The following is a 14,627-nucleotide window of genomic DNA, read 5'->3' on the forward strand; positions in this document are numbered from 1 at the left end:
TCAGTTGGCCCAGACGCTGTTCGGATCGCCGTTGCGGGCGCGGCGTTGACTGGCCACTGCCAGGCGGGCGAAGCCGAAGGCCATGGCCAGCGCGATGGCATCGACCCAGAACAGCGGCCAGTGGCCACGCGCGGCCGCACGCCACAGCCAGTCACCATTGAGTGCGCCGTGCAGGATCGGCACCAGCGCGGTACTGATTGCCGCCGCCCACAGCAGCTCGCGTGCGGCCTGTGCCGGGCGGCGCAGCGCGGCCCACAGCGCACAGGCCGCCCAGCTGCCGAAGCAGGCCCAGCGGATGCCGTGGTCGACCGCCGCCGGCGCCAGCCGTTCCAGCACCAGCGCGGTGAGGAACGCGACCGAGATCGCCACGCACAGGCCGATGCACACGCCGACCGTGGCCCGTGCCATGTTCACGCCGGCGCGCGGTTGCTGCGGCTGGCGACGCTTGCGCCGCGACTCGATCCACAGCAGGTTGCCCGAGTAGAACAGGAACGCACCGCCCAGGCCGAGCAGGAAGTACAGCCAGACCACCACCCCGTTGCCGAACTCGCCGAAGTGCAGCGCATAGGCGGCGCTGAGCGTGGCGTGGTTGGCGTCGCGCTGGCCTGGCAGCTGGGTGGCCAGTACCTGGCCGGTGGCGACATCCAGCGCCACGGCGCCGAGCGGGCCGAGGGTGCCGGTGGATTCGCCGGTGATCTCGATGGTGGCGTTGGTGTCGCCCGCGTTGGCCAGCTTCAGGTAGGCCGGCTCGAAGCTGGTCACGCCCTGTGCGCGCGCCACCTCCAGCGCCCGCGCCTGCAGCACGCGCAGGCTGCCCGGCGGCGAGGGGATGCCGGTCGCTTCACGCACCGGTGCGGTGTCCATCGCTGTTGGCACGGCCTGCAGGGCCTTGCCGTCGAAGATCAGGGGGTTGAGCAGGGCCATCTGCACGAACACCAGGCAGAGCAGGGCGCCGGTCACCGCGAACATCAGGTGGAAGGGCAGGCTCAGTACGCCGATCACGTTGTGCGCGTCCTGCCACAGCTGTTTCAGGTTGCGCCCCGGACGCAGCGCGAACAGGTCGCCGAGCAGCTTCGGCAGATGGATCACCAGGCCGCTGAGCAGCGCCATGCCGTACAGCAGGCTGACAATGCCCATCACGTAGATGCCGGCCACGGGCAGGCCCAGGCTGTAGTGCAGCTCGTTGACCAGCTCGGCCAGCCCGGTCTGCGGCGGCGTCGGGCTGCCGCCAATCTGCCCCGGCCAGGCATAACGCCAGCTGCCATCATCGGCCTGCCAGTACGCAAGTGGCTGCGGGTGGTCGGCGCCGGGGAAGGTCATGCCGACGTGGCGGCGGGCTTCCGGGTGTGTCGCCAGTACGTCTTCCAGCAGGTACTGCGCATCGTCCAGCCCGGCTGGCAGTGCGGTGGCCGCGCCCGGGGTCTGCCACAGCGGCAGGTCGTGATGGAACAGGGTCAGCGCACCGGCGTAGAAGGCCACGAACAGGCCGAACCCGGCGACCAGGCCGACCCAGGTGTGCAGGGTGGTGAACGTGCGCAGCGTCTGCGAACTGAACTTCATGGGAGAGGTCTCATTGCACCGCGCCGGTCAGGCGCAGCAGCCCGAGCACGGCGAAGACGGCGGCGGCGCTGCCGCCCAGCACGAGCCAGGCACGCAGCGCGCTGCGGAAACTGAACGCCCACAGGGCGGCCAGCATCCACAGCGGGATGAAAGCGATCAGGGTCGGCACCAGCGCCCGCTGCCAGGGGCCGGGCGGCAGCCATGCCAGCAGGCCGGTCGCGGCCGCGGCCAGGAAGAAGCCGGCGACGATGCCGGCGAAGGCGCGCGGCCACATCAGGGCGACTCCGTGCCCGGGCGATGCCAGGCGGCCAGTGCCGGCAGCAGCATCGCCGCCAGCATCCAGGTGCACAGCATGGCCACCAGGCCGGCGGCAAAGCCGAGCTCGGCCATCCACAGCCACAGCGCGGCGGCGGCCGCGACCAGGCCGATCTGGCGGCCCAGGCGGCCGGCCCGGCGCAGGCGCGGCCAGCGGCAGTGCGGCGAGGCGGCATAGAAGGCCAGCGCGGAGAACATCGCCGCCAGCATGCCCAGGCTGCAGAAGCCCAGGGTGGAAAGGCCGACGGTGATCATTGCGGGCGGCCGCCGTGGCAGCGGGCCAGCGAACGCGGGGCACGGGCGGGGCCGGCGGGAGCCGGTCGGAGCGGGTGGCGCATCACGAGGTCCTGGGGGGAAGCGGGCAGGCTGGCACGGGGCGGGCTGCGCGGACATGGTAATCATTGCGTTTTCACGCCGCCAGCGAGGGCCATTCAGCGTACCGTACGGTAGCCCTTGGGCTTTCCGGTGCGCTGGTTTAAGATCATCACACTCCCCGACTGGAACAAGGTGGCCCGCGCCCAGCGCCGGCCGAGCGTGCGACATGAGCACTACCACCGCCCACTGTTGACCTGCCCCCGAAGGCCCTGTGTCCCTGGCGCCCTCGTGGCGCTTTTTTATTGCCCGGGCGCCGCCCCGGGAGCGCTTTCCAGCCCGCCCAGCGGGCCCCGCACGAAGCCACTCCGATGATCAACATTACCCTCCCCGACGGCAGCCGCCGCGAGTTTGAAAACCCCGTCAGCGTCATGGACGTCGCCCAGTCGATCGGTGCCGGCCTGGCCAAGGCCACCATCGCCGGTGCCGTGGATGGCGTGCTGGTCGATGCCAGCGACGTCATCGACCACGATGCCAGCCTGCGCATCATCACCGCCAAGGACGAGGAGGGCGTGGAGATCATCCGCCACTCCTGCGCCCACCTGGTCGGCCACGCCGTCAAGCAGCTGTACCCGGATGTGAAGATGGTGATCGGTCCGGTGATCGCCGAAGGCTTCTACTACGACATCTACTCCGAGCGCCCGTTCACCCCGGACGACATGGCCGCGATCGAGAAGCGCATGGGTGAACTGATCGCCCAGGACTACGACGTCATCAAGAAGATGACGCCGCGCGCCGAAGTGATCGAGATCTTCAAGGCCCGTGGTGAGGACTACAAGCTGCGCCTGATCGAGGACATGTCCGACGACATCCAGGCGATGGGCATGTACTACCATCAGGAATACGTGGACATGTGCCGTGGCCCGCACGTGCCGAACACGCGCTTCCTGAAGGCCTTCAAGCTGACCCGCATCTCCGGCGCCTACTGGCGTGGCGACGCGCAGAACGAACAGCTGCAGCGCATCTACGGCACCGCCTGGGCGGACAAGAAGCAGCTTGAGGCGTACATCAAGCGCATCGAGGAAGCCGAGATGCGCGACCACCGCCGCATCGGCAAGCAGCAGGACCTGTTCCACCTGCAGGAAGAAGCGCCGGGCCTGGTGTTCTGGCACCCGAAGGGCTGGGCGCTGTGGCAGGTGGTCGAGCAGTACATGCGCAAGGTCTACCGCAACAGCGGCTACGGCGAAGTGCGCTGCCCGCAGATCCTGGACGTGAGCCTGTGGAAGAAGTCCGGCCACTGGGACAACTACCAGGACAACATGTTCTTCACCGAATCGGAGAAGCGCACCTACGCGGTCAAGCCGATGAACTGCCCGGGCCACATCCAGGTGTTCAACCAGGGCCTGCACAGTTACCGCGACCTGCCGATCCGCTACGGTGAGTTCGGTTCCTGCCACCGCAACGAGCCGTCCGGCGCGCTGCACGGCATCCTGCGCGTGCGTGGCTTCACCCAGGACGACGGCCACGTGTTCTGCACGGAAAACCAGATCGAGTCGGAAGTGACGGCCTTCCATCAGCAGGCGCTGGCGGTCTACCAGCACTTCGGCTTCGACGACATCCAGATCAAGATCGCCCTGCGCCCGGAATCGCGCCTGGGTGACGATGCGACCTGGGACAAAGCGGAGGGCGCGCTGCGCTCGGCGCTGACCGCCTGTGGCGTGGAATGGCAGGAGCTGCCGGGCGAGGGTGCCTTCTATGGCCCGAAGATCGAGTACCACCTGAAGGACGCCATCGGCCGTACCTGGCAGCTGGGCACCATGCAGGTCGACTTCATGATGCCGGGCCGCCTGGGCGCCGAGTACGTGGACGAGAACAGCCAGAAGAAGCACCCGGTCATGCTGCACCGGGCCATCGTCGGCTCGATGGAGCGCTTCCTGGGCATCCTGATCGAGCACCATGCCGGCCAGTTCCCGGCCTGGCTGGCCCCGACCCAGGTGGTGGTGGCCAACATCACCGACGCCCAGGCCGACTACGTCTCGGGCGTGACCAAAACCCTTGCGGAGCAAGGCTTCCGCGTCAGCTCGGATTTGCGTAACGAGAAGATCGGCTATAAAATCCGCGAGCATACGTTGCAGCGCGTGCCCTACCTGCTGGTCATTGGTGACCGCGAGAAGGAAAATGGGGCTGTGGCGGTGCGTACGCGTTCTGGCGAAGATCTGGGCAGCATGAGCCTGCAGGCCTTCATCGAGCGGCTCCACGCCGAGGGCGCGTAAGCAAAGGTCCGGTCCGGGCGCACAGGCACCCGGACCGGTTCGATACCCTTGGGAGAACGTAATATCAGCACCCCTGACAACAAACAGAACCGCAAGAATCAGGAAATCCGTGTGCCGCGCGTCCGCGTGATCGGCAGTGACGGAGAAATGATCGGCGTGTTGTCGCGCGACGAAGCGCTGTCCATGGCCGAAGATGAAGGCCTGGACTTGGTCGAAATCCAGCCGCAGGCCGATCCGCCGGTCTGCAAGATCATGGACTTCGGCAAGTTCAAGTTCGAAGCGCAGAAGAAGGCCAGCGAGGCCAAGAAGAAGACCAAGCAGGTCGAGATCAAGGAAGTGAAGTTCCGTCCGGTCACGGACGAGGGCGACTACCAGATCAAGCTGCGCAAGATGCGCGGGTTCCTTGAGGATGGTGACAAGATCAAGGTCAACATCCGCTTCCGCGGCCGTGAAATGAGCCACCAGGAACTGGGCCGCGAAATGGCCAACCGGATCGAGACCGATCTGGGCGAGGACATCGTCATTGAATCCCGTCCGCGCCTGGAAGGGCGTCAGATGGTCATGATGATCGCGCCGAAGAAGAAGACCTGAGGCCTGACGGGCCGCCCTCCGGGGCGCCTGGCTGAACGGTTCAGGGTGAAGGGGCGCCATCGGCGCCCCTTCGCTTTTGCGGCATGCCGGTGAATTGCCGTGAAAGGGTTGCAGGGGCTGGTGGCAGGGCGGTTTTGCCTGTATCATGCCCGGCTCGACCCACCCAGGACGGGTCGTACGCCGATCATGGCAGGACGGAAAGAGCGGCCCAGGCCGCCGCCAGATCAGTCAGAAACCAGGGTCATATCCCATCAAGGACATTGCAATGCCCAAGATCAAGACCAACCGGGCAGCGGCCAAGCGTTTCCGCAAGACCGCCTCGGGCAAGTACAAGTGCGGCCACGCCAACCGTAGCCACATCCTCACGAAGAAAGCGACCAAGCGTAAGCGTAATCTGCGTCAGACGGGCCATGTCCGTGCAGAAGACGCAGGCCGTCTGGACCGCATGCTCCCTTACCTCTGAGGAACTGAAAAATGGCACGAGTTAAGCGTGGCGTACAGGCGCGTCGCCGCCACAAGAAGATTCTGGATCTCGCCAAGGGCTATTACAACGCCCGTCGCAAGGTCTTCCGCGTCGCCAAGCAGGCGGTCATCAAGGCTCAGCAGTACGCCTACATCGGCCGTAAGCAGAAGAAGCGCAACTTCCGTTCGCTGTGGATCACCCGTATCAATGCGGCTGCCCGCATCAACGGCCTGAGCTACAGCCGCTTCATGAACGGTCTGCTGAAGGCCGGCATCACCCTGGATCGCAAGGTCCTGGCTGACATCGCCGTGCACGACGCAGCCGGTTTTGCTGCGCTGGCCGAAAAGGCCAAGGGCGCGCTGGCGGCATAAGTCCTTCCCGATGCCGTAACCGTTCACTCGGAACGGTGTCAGGTCAAGGCAATGCATGGGGAAGGGCGCAAGTCCTTCCCCATTCTTTTTTGGGTCCCGGCGAGGCCACGATGGCAGCGCGGGGACGGCGGTGGCGACAGGGGTCGGCCCTTCGCGCATCGCGATGGCAGATCGACTGGAGTTCCGGCCCCCCATGAGCGACATCCAATCCCTCACCACCCAGGCGCTGGCCGATGTGGCCGCCGCACAGAGCCCTGACGTGCTGGAACAGCTGCGCGTGGCCCTGCTTGGCAAGAGCGGCAGCATCACCTCGCAGCTCAAGCAGCTCGGTACCCTGCCGGCCGAGGAGCGCAAGGCCGCCGGTGAAGCGATCAACCAGGCCCGCGATGCGCTGACCCGCGCGCTGGGTGAGCGCAAGGCACTGCTGGAAGACGCGGCACTGGATGCGCGCCTGGCCGCCGAAGCCATCGACATCACCCTGCCGGGTCGCAACGGCGACCGCGCCGGCCTGCACCCGATCACCCGCACCCTGGAGCGCATCACCGGCATCTTCGGCCGGCTGGGCTACGAGCTGTCGGAAGGGCCGGAGATCGAGGACGACTGGCACAACTTCGAGGCGCTGAACTTCCCGCCGCACCACCCGGCGCGCGCCATGCACGACACCTTCTACTTCGGCGACGGACGCCTGCTGCGCACGCATACCTCCGGTGTGCAGGTGCGCTACATGGGCGACCACGCGCCGCCGCTGCGCATGATCGCCGCCGGCAAGGTGTACCGCAGCGACAGCGACCAGACCCACTCGCCGATGTTCCACCAGGTCGAAGGCCTGCTGGTGGACGAGCATTCGACCTTCGCCGACCTGAAGGGCACGCTGGCCGAGTTCGTGCGCGCGTTCTTCGAGCGCGACTTCGAGATGCGTTTCCGTCCCAGCTACTTCCCGTTCGTTGAACCAGGTGCGGAAGTGGACATCGCCTGGCAGCAACCCGATGGCAGCACCCGCTGGCTGGAAGTGCTCGGCTGCGGCATGGTCCATCCGAACGTGCTGCGCAATGTCGGCATTGATCCGGAGCGCTACACCGGCTTTGCCTTCGGCATGGGCGTGGAGCGTTTCGCGATGCTGCGCTACGGCGTCAACGACCTGCGCGCGTTCTTCGAGAACGACGTGCGGTTCCTGAAGCAGTTCGCGTAAGCCGCAACCGTGTAGAGCCGAGCCATGCTCGGCTGCTTTTCTGGATGGACGCCTCCTTGCGCATGCGCTGGGCGACCACAAAAACCGCAACGGGAGGCACACCTCCCACCAGGGTGACACCATGAAATTCTCCGAAAACTGGCTGCGCAGCCACGTCCCGACCTCCGCCTCGCGCGATGAGCTCAGCGCGGTGCTGACCGCCATCGGCCTGGAAGTGGAAGAGGTGACCGCGCTTGGCGAAGGCCTCGAGCACGTGGTCGTGGCGCGCATCGTCGAAGCGGTGCGCCATCCCGAAGCTGATCGCCTGCAGGTGTGCAAGGTCGATGCCGGGCAGGGCGAGCTGCTGCAGATCGTGTGCGGCGCGCCGAACGCGCGCCCGGGCCTGGTCGCGCCGCTGGCGATGGTCGGCGCGCAGATCGGCGAGCTGAAGATCAAGCCGGCCAAGCTGCGCGGCGTCGAGTCGAACGGCATGCTGTGCTCGGCCAAGGAGCTGGGCCTGGACAACGATGCCTCCGGCCTGCTGGAACTGCCGGACGACGCACCGGTCGGCCAGTCCCTGGTCGAGTATCTGGGGCTGCCGGACGCCAGCATCGAGATCAAGCTGACCCCGAACCGTGCCGACTGCTTCAGCCTGCGCGGCATCGCCTACGACGTCGCCGCCGCCACCCGCAGTGAAGTGCTGGACTTCGCGGCCGACGCCATTGCGCCGGTCGGCAGCCGCGAACTGTCGATCCAGCTCGACGCCGGCGCCGAAGCACCGCGTTACCTGGGCCGCGTCATCGAAGGCGTCAACGCCGCTGCCAAGACCCCGCTGTGGATGGCTGAGCGCCTGCGCCGCAGCGGTGTGCGTCCGGTCTCGCTGCTGGTCGACATCACCCAGTACGTGATGCTGGAGCTGGGCCAGCCGATGCATGCCTACGACCTCGGTACCCTGCAGGGCAGCATCGCCGTGCGCCGTTCGCGCGCGGGCGAGAGCCTGAAGCTGCTGGACGGCCGCGATGCCGCACTGGACGACAGCTTCCTGGTGGTTGCCGATGCTGACCGTGCGGTCGGTCTGGCCGGCCTGATGGGCGGCTTCGATACCCGCGTCACCGACGCGACCACCGCCGTGTTCCTGGAAGCTGCGCACTTCGCGCCGGCCGCGATCATGGGCCGTGGCCGCAAGCTCGGCCTGCACACCGATGCCGGCCACCGCTTCGAGCGTGGCGTCGACCCGGCATTGCCGCGCACCGCCATCGAATACGCCACCCGCCTGGTGCTGGACCTCGCCGGCGGTACCCCGGCGCCGGTCACCGAGGCCGTGCGTGCCGATGACCTGCCGCAGCCGGCGACGATCGTACTGCGCCGTGCTCGCATCAGCCGCGTGCTGGGCATCACCATCGACGACGCCGAAGTCGAGCGCATCCTGCGCGCGCTGGGCATGGACGTGGCTGCGACGGCCGAGGGCTGGCAGGTCGTCGCGCCGAGCCGTCGCTTCGACATCGCCATCGAAGAAGACCTGATCGAAGAACTGGCCCGCATCCACGGTTACGAGCAGATCCCGACCACGCTGCCGGGCGGTGCCTCGCGCGTGGCGATGCCGAGCGAGACCCAGCTGGACGCGCTGAGCGTTCGTCGCCAGCTGATCGCCCGCGACCAGCAGGAAACCGTCAACTTTGCCTTCGTCGACGACGCGCTGCTGACCCAGTGGCAGCTGCGCGATGGCCTGGTACCGCTGGCCAACCCACTGTCGGCCGAACTGGCGGTGATGCGCCCGTCGCTGCTGCCGGGCCTGGTCGCCACGCTGGGCCGCAATGCCGCGCGCCAGTTGGGTCGCGTGCGCCTGTTCGAGCTCGGCCGGGTGTTCACCCAGCAGGCCGGAGATGGCCAGCCGGCGCCGCTGGAAACCCCGCGCGTGGCCGCTGCGGTCTGCGGTGATGCGCAGGCGGTGCAGTGGGGCCTGCCGACCCGCAAGGTCGACTTCCACGATCTGAAGGGCGACCTGGAATCGCTGGCCGCTGCCAGTGGCGCGCAGCTGGAGTTCCGCCCGTCGGCCCGTCCTTACGGCCACCCGGCGCGCTCGGCCGAGGTGTTCCGCGATGGCGTGGCGATGGGCTGGATCGGCCAGGTCCATCCGCGCCTGGTCAAGGCGATGGACATCGAATCCGACGTCTACGCCTTCGAACTGGATCTGGAACCGCTGACCGCCCGCCGCCTGCCGCGTGCCGGCGAGCTGTCGCGCTTCCCAGCGGTGCGTCGCGACCTGGCGTTCCTGGTGCCTGAACAGGTGGCCTGGGCCGATCTGGCGGCGACCGTCCGCCAGGCCGCCGGCCCGCTGCTGCGCGACCTGAACCTGTTCGACCGCTATGTCGGCCAGGGCGTCGAGCCGGGATTCAAGAGTCTCGCTATGGGCTTGATTTTGCAGGACAAGTCGCGCACTCTGACGGACCGCGACGTGGATGCGGTGGTGGCCGAGGCGGTCACTGCCATCGAGCGTGAACACCACGCCCGGATCCGCGGCTGAGCGGGCAGCACTCGGGGGTAGCAGGCAATGGCATTGACCAAGGCGGAGATGGCGGAAAAGCTGTTCGACGAAGTCGGTCTGAACAAGCGGGAAGCCAAGGAATTCGTCGACGCGTTTTTCGATGTGCTGCGTGAAGCATTGGAACAGGGACGTCAGGTGAAGCTGTCGGGCTTCGGTAATTTCGATCTTCGGCGCAAGAACCAGCGCCCGGGTCGCAACCCCAAGACCGGCGAGGAAATTCCGATTTCCGCCCGTACGGTGGTCACCTTCCGTCCGGGCCAGAAGCTCAAGGAGAGGGTGGAAGCTTATGCTGGATCCGGGCAGTAACCGCGAACTACCGCCGATCCCGGCCAAGCGCTACTTCACCATCGGTGAAGTCAGCGAGCTGTGCGACGTCAAGCCGCACGTCCTGCGCTACTGGGAAACCGAGTTTCCCAGCCTTGAGCCGGCCAAGCGCCGAGGCAACCGCCGCTACTACCAGCGCCATGACGTGCTGATGGTGCGGCAGATCCGCAGCCTGCTGTACGAACAGGGCTACACCATCGGTGGTGCGCGCCTGCGTCTGGACGGCCCCGATGCCCGCGAGGAATCGGCGCTGAGCAATCAGATCATCAAGCAGGTACGCATGGAGCTGGAAGAAGTGCTGCAGTTGTTGCGCCGCTGACCCCATTTCCATCGTAATCCGCTATACTTCACGGCCCGCCGCACTGGCGGGCACATCGCAGCATCAGTCGGGGCGTAGCGCAGCCTGGTAGCGCATCTGCCTGGGGGGCAGAGGGTCGTCGGTTCGAATCCGGCCGTCCCGACCACTGTGATGAATCAAGAAGCCTGCGCAGCAATGCGTGGGCTTTTTTGTGCGCGCTGCTGATGCCGATGATCAGTCTTCAGCGAAGCGGTAGATCAGCTCCGGGTCGCCGTCATCCAATCCGTGCACGATGCCGCTGTCGATGAAGCCCGACGCAACGAGCAGGCGCTGCATGCCGATGTTGGAGGCATTGGTCGAGGTGAACAGCTTGCCGCGACCGCGCCGTGCGATCGCGTGTCGCAGCAGTGCGGTACCAATGCCGTGGCCGCGGCGTTCGCGCGCCACCATCAGCATCTCGACGAAGGCCTCGCCGAAGAAGTGGTGATGCATGACCAGGTAGCCGACGACCCTGCCGTCCTGCTCGGCGACATACAGGCCGCCGTGTGCCAGCCAGTTGCCAATCTGCATGATCCGCTCTGGATCAATGGCTGCCACGCTGTCGAGCGCGATCAAGGCATCCGCGTCCTGGGGGCTGCCGTTACGCAGGCGCGGAGAACGGGACGTCCGGCTCATCGCGGGCGGAGCCGCAGCAACAGACCGCCACCCGATACAAAACAGGCGAGCAGGACGATGATCGACAGCGGCAGGTGGAATTCATTGCGACCGAGCAGGGCAAACGCCAGGTGGATCAGCGCCGTGCCAATGCCGAGCGCGCCACAAACCAGTGCATAGCCGCGCGCCGTGGATGTACCCAACAGGGCATGGCGATAACCCCCAAGCACGGCGCCGACTGCGAACAGGTTGAACAGCAGGAAGCCCTGGATGCCGCCGGGCACATGGAACATGGTCCATTCCTGCCAGAACGCAGCGTCGATCTGATGCAGGATCAACGCCAGCAGCGTCGCCAGATACCATCGTTCCATGTCGTGCTCCCTGCCATGCAGGCCATAGTCTATCGACTCCGCCTTGCACGCACGCCTACTCGTTGCAGCCAGCGCGTGGCAGGCAGTCAATACACCCGGAACTCGGCACGGCAGCCGTCGCTGACCCACACGCCGCGACGGTCCCAGCCCCAGTTGCGGTCCTCGATGCAGGTCGTCACCGATTTCTGCTTGACCAGCCGTACCTCGTGACGAACGCGAATCCGGCACTCCTTGTCCTTGTTCTCGTAGGACTCGCAGACCAGGCGTTCACCCTCGTTGTCGCGGTCACGGCCGCGGCCACGTCCCGGCCAGCGCCCGTATCCATCGGCGACGAACTCGGCGCGGCAGCCGTCGGTCACCCATAACGTGCGGCGGCTCTGGCCCCAGTTCTGGTTCTCCACGCAGCGGGTGACCGACAGTTGCCTGGCCAGGCGCATCGGGCCCTCGATGGGGCATTGCTCGGTCTTGTTGAACTGGGATTCGCAGCGCAGCGCTGGAATGTGATCAGTGTCGTAGTCCTGGGCGGCCACGGCGGTGGCGGCCAGCAGCAGGACAAGGGCGGCGCCGGTGATCGGCAGCAGCGGGCGAAGGGTCATAGGGAGCCTCGAGCGTGGATTCGGGCGGCAAGAATGACCCGGCACGGGGCCGTCGGAACGCATCGTTCCGGAAGTGGCTCAGTAAGGATTTAGTAGTGCGCACGGGCCCATGCAGAGGCTTACATCCCGTATCATCGCTGCACATCCGATCGCATCGGTTTACACCTTCTTACATGTCTTCCACGCCTGTCGGCGCAGCCTGTGGCTGCCGTCACTGGTGTGCGGGCGGCCTGTGGGGGAGGATGCGCGGACCACGACGACCACAGGGGGTTGCGTTGATCAGCAGTACCGTCATTCATCGCTCGGCCGACGCAGGCGGCGCCGAGGTGCGGGTCCTGGACACCACGTTCAAGGGCAAGCATGTGTTCATTGCCTGGGGCCTGCGCGGGCCGGAACTGACCCGCAGCGCGGACCCGGCTGCGACCGTGGCCGCACGCAAGGCGCTGCACGCGGTTGCCGGCCACAGCGAAGGGCCGCGCAGCCCGGAAGTGTTCATCGCCAACCAGTCGGCGGTGGCGATCACGGTCTATCGCCTGCTTACCGAAGCGCGCTCCGGCGATGCCATCTTCTTCCTGTGCGATTCCCAGGCGGTGGTCGAGTGGCTGATCACCGCGCTGGAAGTGCAGGGCGCGGACTGATTCCGCGCTGCACCGAAGGCAGGATCAGGCCAGTGCTGCGTCCACGGCAGCCCGCGCATGCAGGGCAGTGGTATCGAACAACGGCACTGAACTGTCCTCCGGGCGTACCAGCAGCATGATCTCGGTGCAGCCAAGAATGATCGCTTCGGCACCGCGCGCCACCAGTCGCGCGATCACGCCGGCATAGACCTGCCGTGAGTGCTCGCTGACCACGCCGGCAATCAGCTCCTGGTAGATGATGTCGTGCACGCTGCGCCGGTCATCGGCATCGGGCACCAGCACTTCCAGATCGAAGCGATCCTGCAGCCGGCCGCGGTAGAAGTCCTGCTCCATGGTGAAGGCGGTGCCGAGCAGGCCCACCTTGCGTGCGCCTGCCTGCACGATGGCCTGGGCGGTGGGGTCGACGATATGCAGCAGCGGCAGTGGGCAGGCCGCCTCGATGCGGTCGGCCAGCGTGTGCATGGTGTTGGTGCAGACCAGCAGCAGATCGGCACCACCGGCCTGCAGGCGCCGTGCGGCGTCGACCATGTGGTCGCCCAGTGCATCCCAGTCGCCGTCGTGCTGCAGCTGCTTGATCGGGGCGAAGTCCACCGACCACAGCAGCAGCTGCGCGGAGTGCGCGCCACCGAGGCGCTGCCGTACGTCCTCGTTGATGAGCCGGTAGTACTGGGCCGAGCTTTCCCAGCTCATGCCGCCGATCAGGCCAAGGGTCTTCATGCATTGCTCCAGGGAAGAGGCTGTCATTGCAGCACAGCAGATCGGAGGGTTGCATTAAACATTAGTGGATACTAATGTATTGATCATGATCGAGAACGCCCTGTTCAAGGCGCTGGCCGACCCCACCCGCCGCCATATCTTCGAAAAGCTGGCCGAGGGCGGGCAGCATGCCAGCGCGCTGCGCGAGGGCATGGCGATCAGCCAGTCTGCGATGTCCCAGCACCTGGCAGTGCTGCGCGATGCCGGACTGGTGCATGAGCAGCGCCAAGGCCGCTTCGTCCACTACGAGGTCGATCCGCGCGGGCTGGCCCACATCGGCCGCTGGTTGCAGCGCTACCGGGCCTACTGGCCGGCGCGGATGTCCGCACTGCAGAACCTGCTGGAGGAGATGGACTGATGGACGACGTTCTGAACGAAGCGGCTCCCGCCTTGGTGATGGAGCAACGGCTGCCAGCACCACCGGGACGGGTCTGGCGCGCACTGTGCGATCCAGCGCTGCGTGAGCGCTGGTTGCCTGCAGCCGATCTTGCCGACCCGCAGCCCTGCCTGTGCGAGGAAGGACGGGAGCTGGGGTTCCACTTGCGCGATGCGCAGCCCCCACATCTGCACAGCCTGGTGTGTTTCCGGCTGCGCGCGGATGGGGGTGGAGGGACGGTGCTGACCATCGTGCATCGGCTCACTGACCGGCGTTCTCTGATCCCGCCGGCTTCCAACGATGAGCATCGCACGGTGATGCGCGCGGCTTGAACCAGCGCTTGGATCGAACGCTATAGGGAGCAGGCACATGCGGGACAGAATGCAGCTGGTACCGATGGTGGTGGAGCGCAGCGAGCGGGGCGAGCGCTCCTATGACATCTACTCGCGGCTCCTGCGCGAGCGCATCATCTTTCTCAACGGCGAAGTCGATGACGCCGTGTCGGCGCTGGTCTGCGCGCAGTTGTTGTTCCTGGAATCGGAAAACCCGGAGAAGCCGATCCATCTGTACATCAACTCGCCAGGCGGAGTCATTTCCAGCGGCTTGGCGATGTACGACACCATGCAATACATCTCGGCCCCGGTGCATACGCTGTGCATGGGCACCGCACGGTCGATGGGTTCGTTCCTGCTGATGGCCGGCGAGCCCGGTCACCGCGCGGCGTTGGCCAATGCCAGCCTGCACGTGCACCAGCCGCTGGGCGGGGTGCAGGGCCAAGCTTCGGACATTTTCATCCACGCCGAGGAGATGCAGCGCACCAAGCAGCGCATCACCCGACTGTATGCGCAGCATTGCGGACGCAGTGTCGAGGACGTCGAGCAGACCTTGGACCGCGATCGTTTCATGAGTGCCGAGCAGGCATGCGAATGGGGCCTGATCGACCAGGTACTGGTACGGCGCGACGCGCTCGCTGCCTGAGCCGGCCTCTGTAACCACCACATCCACGCTGTGCTGTA

General features: G+C 66.4%; 19 protein-coding genes and 1 tRNA gene. 13 read left to right on the forward strand and 7 right to left on the reverse strand.

The features are described from left to right. Genes AC5QAH_RS01125 through AC5QAH_RS01135 form a run of 3 tightly spaced genes read right to left on the reverse strand, consistent with a single transcriptional unit; the run spans position 1 to position 2,130 of the window. Positions 1 to 1,560, reverse strand: a complete 1,560-nt coding sequence (locus AC5QAH_RS01125) for a PepSY-associated TM helix domain-containing protein (RefSeq protein ID WP_019336890.1) — start codon at positions 1,558 to 1,560, stop codon at positions 1 to 3. Positions 1,561 to 1,570: 10 nt separating this feature from the next. Beyond that, positions 1,571 to 1,834, reverse strand: coding sequence for a hypothetical protein (locus AC5QAH_RS01130; protein ID WP_049455699.1), 264 nt, complete (start codon positions 1,832 to 1,834; stop codon positions 1,571 to 1,573). Further along, positions 1,834 to 2,130: a hypothetical protein gene (locus AC5QAH_RS01135; protein ID WP_005410439.1), complete on the reverse strand. Its 297-nt coding sequence runs from the start codon at positions 2,128 to 2,130 to the stop codon at positions 1,834 to 1,836. Before AC5QAH_RS01135 ends, AC5QAH_RS01130 begins: the two co-directional genes overlap by 1 nt. Positions 2,131 to 2,558: 428 nt before the next feature. On the opposite strand from AC5QAH_RS01135, the gene thrS reads away from it, so the two are divergent. The 9 genes from thrS to AC5QAH_RS01180 all read left to right on the forward strand — a co-directional run bounded on the left by thrS (position 2,559) and on the right by AC5QAH_RS01180 (position 10,386). Then, positions 2,559 to 4,460 carry a threonine--tRNA ligase gene (thrS, locus tag AC5QAH_RS01140; protein ID WP_010486466.1) on the forward strand — a complete coding sequence of 634 codons (1,902 nt, stop codon included), beginning with the start codon at positions 2,559 to 2,561 and terminating at the stop codon, positions 4,458 to 4,460. 48 nt (positions 4,461 to 4,508) lie between these two features. After that, on the forward strand, positions 4,509 to 5,051 hold the full coding sequence (gene infC / locus AC5QAH_RS01145) for a translation initiation factor IF-3 (protein WP_005410437.1): 543 nt from the start codon (positions 4,509 to 4,511) through the stop codon (positions 5,049 to 5,051). Positions 5,052 to 5,316: 265 nt separating this feature from the next. After that, the gene (gene rpmI / locus AC5QAH_RS01150; RefSeq protein ID WP_005410436.1) at positions 5,317 to 5,514 is read left to right on the forward strand and encodes a 50S ribosomal protein L35; all 198 of its coding nucleotides are present in this window, start codon (positions 5,317 to 5,319) and stop codon (positions 5,512 to 5,514) included. 11 nt (positions 5,515 to 5,525) lie between these two features. Further along, entirely contained in the window at positions 5,526 to 5,885 is a 360-nt protein-coding gene (rplT, locus tag AC5QAH_RS01155; RefSeq protein WP_005410435.1) for a 50S ribosomal protein L20, read from the forward strand. 193 nt (positions 5,886 to 6,078) lie between these two features. Beyond that, positions 6,079 to 7,074 (forward strand): phenylalanine--tRNA ligase subunit alpha, encoded by a 996-nt coding sequence (pheS, locus tag AC5QAH_RS01160; protein WP_049409272.1) that lies wholly within the window; start codon positions 6,079 to 6,081, stop codon positions 7,072 to 7,074. A 121-nt stretch (positions 7,075 to 7,195) separates the two neighbouring features. Next, on the forward strand, positions 7,196 to 9,577 hold the full coding sequence (pheT, locus tag AC5QAH_RS01165; protein WP_049455700.1) for a phenylalanine--tRNA ligase subunit beta: 2,382 nt from the start codon (positions 7,196 to 7,198) through the stop codon (positions 9,575 to 9,577). Positions 9,578 to 9,604: 27 nt separating this feature from the next. Beyond that, the gene (locus tag AC5QAH_RS01170) at positions 9,605 to 9,904 is read left to right on the forward strand and encodes an integration host factor subunit alpha (RefSeq protein ID WP_005410432.1); all 300 of its coding nucleotides are present in this window, start codon (positions 9,605 to 9,607) and stop codon (positions 9,902 to 9,904) included. Continuing rightward, on the forward strand, positions 9,885 to 10,241 hold the full coding sequence (locus AC5QAH_RS01175) for a MerR family transcriptional regulator (protein WP_005410431.1): 357 nt from the start codon (positions 9,885 to 9,887) through the stop codon (positions 10,239 to 10,241). Before AC5QAH_RS01170 ends, AC5QAH_RS01175 begins: the two co-directional genes overlap by 20 nt. 68 nt (positions 10,242 to 10,309) lie before the next feature. Beyond that, positions 10,310 to 10,386, forward strand: a tRNA-Pro gene (locus tag AC5QAH_RS01180). Positions 10,387 to 10,454: 68 nt separating this feature from the next. Here AC5QAH_RS01180 and AC5QAH_RS01185 read toward each other — a convergent pair. Genes AC5QAH_RS01185 through AC5QAH_RS01195 form a run of 3 tightly spaced genes read right to left on the reverse strand, consistent with a single transcriptional unit; the run spans position 10,455 to position 11,841 of the window. Next, the gene (locus AC5QAH_RS01185) at positions 10,455 to 10,895 is read right to left on the reverse strand and encodes a GNAT family N-acetyltransferase (RefSeq protein ID WP_049455701.1); all 441 of its coding nucleotides are present in this window, start codon (positions 10,893 to 10,895) and stop codon (positions 10,455 to 10,457) included. Beyond that, positions 10,892 to 11,335 carry a DUF6713 family protein gene (locus AC5QAH_RS01190; protein ID WP_235650871.1) on the reverse strand — a complete coding sequence of 148 codons (444 nt, stop codon included), beginning with the start codon at positions 11,333 to 11,335 and terminating at the stop codon, positions 10,892 to 10,894. The genes AC5QAH_RS01185 and AC5QAH_RS01190 overlap by 4 nt, the downstream gene beginning before the upstream one ends. Continuing rightward, positions 11,332 to 11,841, reverse strand: coding sequence for a DUF3011 domain-containing protein (locus AC5QAH_RS01195; protein ID WP_010486479.1), 510 nt, complete (start codon positions 11,839 to 11,841; stop codon positions 11,332 to 11,334). Before AC5QAH_RS01195 ends, AC5QAH_RS01190 begins: the two co-directional genes overlap by 4 nt. Positions 11,842 to 12,083: 242 nt before the next feature. On the opposite strand from AC5QAH_RS01195, the gene AC5QAH_RS01200 reads away from it, so the two are divergent. Continuing rightward, complete coding sequence (locus tag AC5QAH_RS01200; protein ID WP_012511691.1) at positions 12,084 to 12,479, forward strand: hypothetical protein; 396 nt, start codon at positions 12,084 to 12,086, stop codon at positions 12,477 to 12,479. A 24-nt stretch (positions 12,480 to 12,503) separates the two neighbouring features. Here the strand turns inward: AC5QAH_RS01200 and AC5QAH_RS01205 are convergent, their stop codons facing one another. Next, positions 12,504 to 13,196 carry an aspartate/glutamate racemase family protein gene (locus AC5QAH_RS01205; protein ID WP_010486483.1) on the reverse strand — a complete coding sequence of 231 codons (693 nt, stop codon included), beginning with the start codon at positions 13,194 to 13,196 and terminating at the stop codon, positions 12,504 to 12,506. A gap of 85 nt (positions 13,197 to 13,281) precedes the next feature. On the opposite strand from AC5QAH_RS01205, the gene AC5QAH_RS01210 reads away from it, so the two are divergent. The 3 genes from AC5QAH_RS01210 to AC5QAH_RS01220 are packed head-to-tail and all read left to right on the forward strand — an operon-like array spanning position 13,282 to position 14,589. Beyond that, entirely contained in the window at positions 13,282 to 13,593 is a 312-nt protein-coding gene (locus AC5QAH_RS01210) for an ArsR/SmtB family transcription factor (protein WP_010486485.1), read from the forward strand. Further along, on the forward strand, positions 13,593 to 13,943 hold the full coding sequence (locus tag AC5QAH_RS01215; RefSeq protein WP_049482234.1) for an SRPBCC family protein: 351 nt from the start codon (positions 13,593 to 13,595) through the stop codon (positions 13,941 to 13,943). The genes AC5QAH_RS01210 and AC5QAH_RS01215 overlap by 1 nt, the downstream gene beginning before the upstream one ends. A 37-nt stretch (positions 13,944 to 13,980) precedes the next feature. Further along, positions 13,981 to 14,589 carry an ATP-dependent Clp protease proteolytic subunit gene (locus tag AC5QAH_RS01220; RefSeq protein WP_049482236.1) on the forward strand — a complete coding sequence of 203 codons (609 nt, stop codon included), beginning with the start codon at positions 13,981 to 13,983 and terminating at the stop codon, positions 14,587 to 14,589. Positions 14,590 to 14,627 lie beyond the last annotated feature (38 nt).

The organism is Stenotrophomonas sp. YJH_SMC_43 (assembly GCF_059372535.1).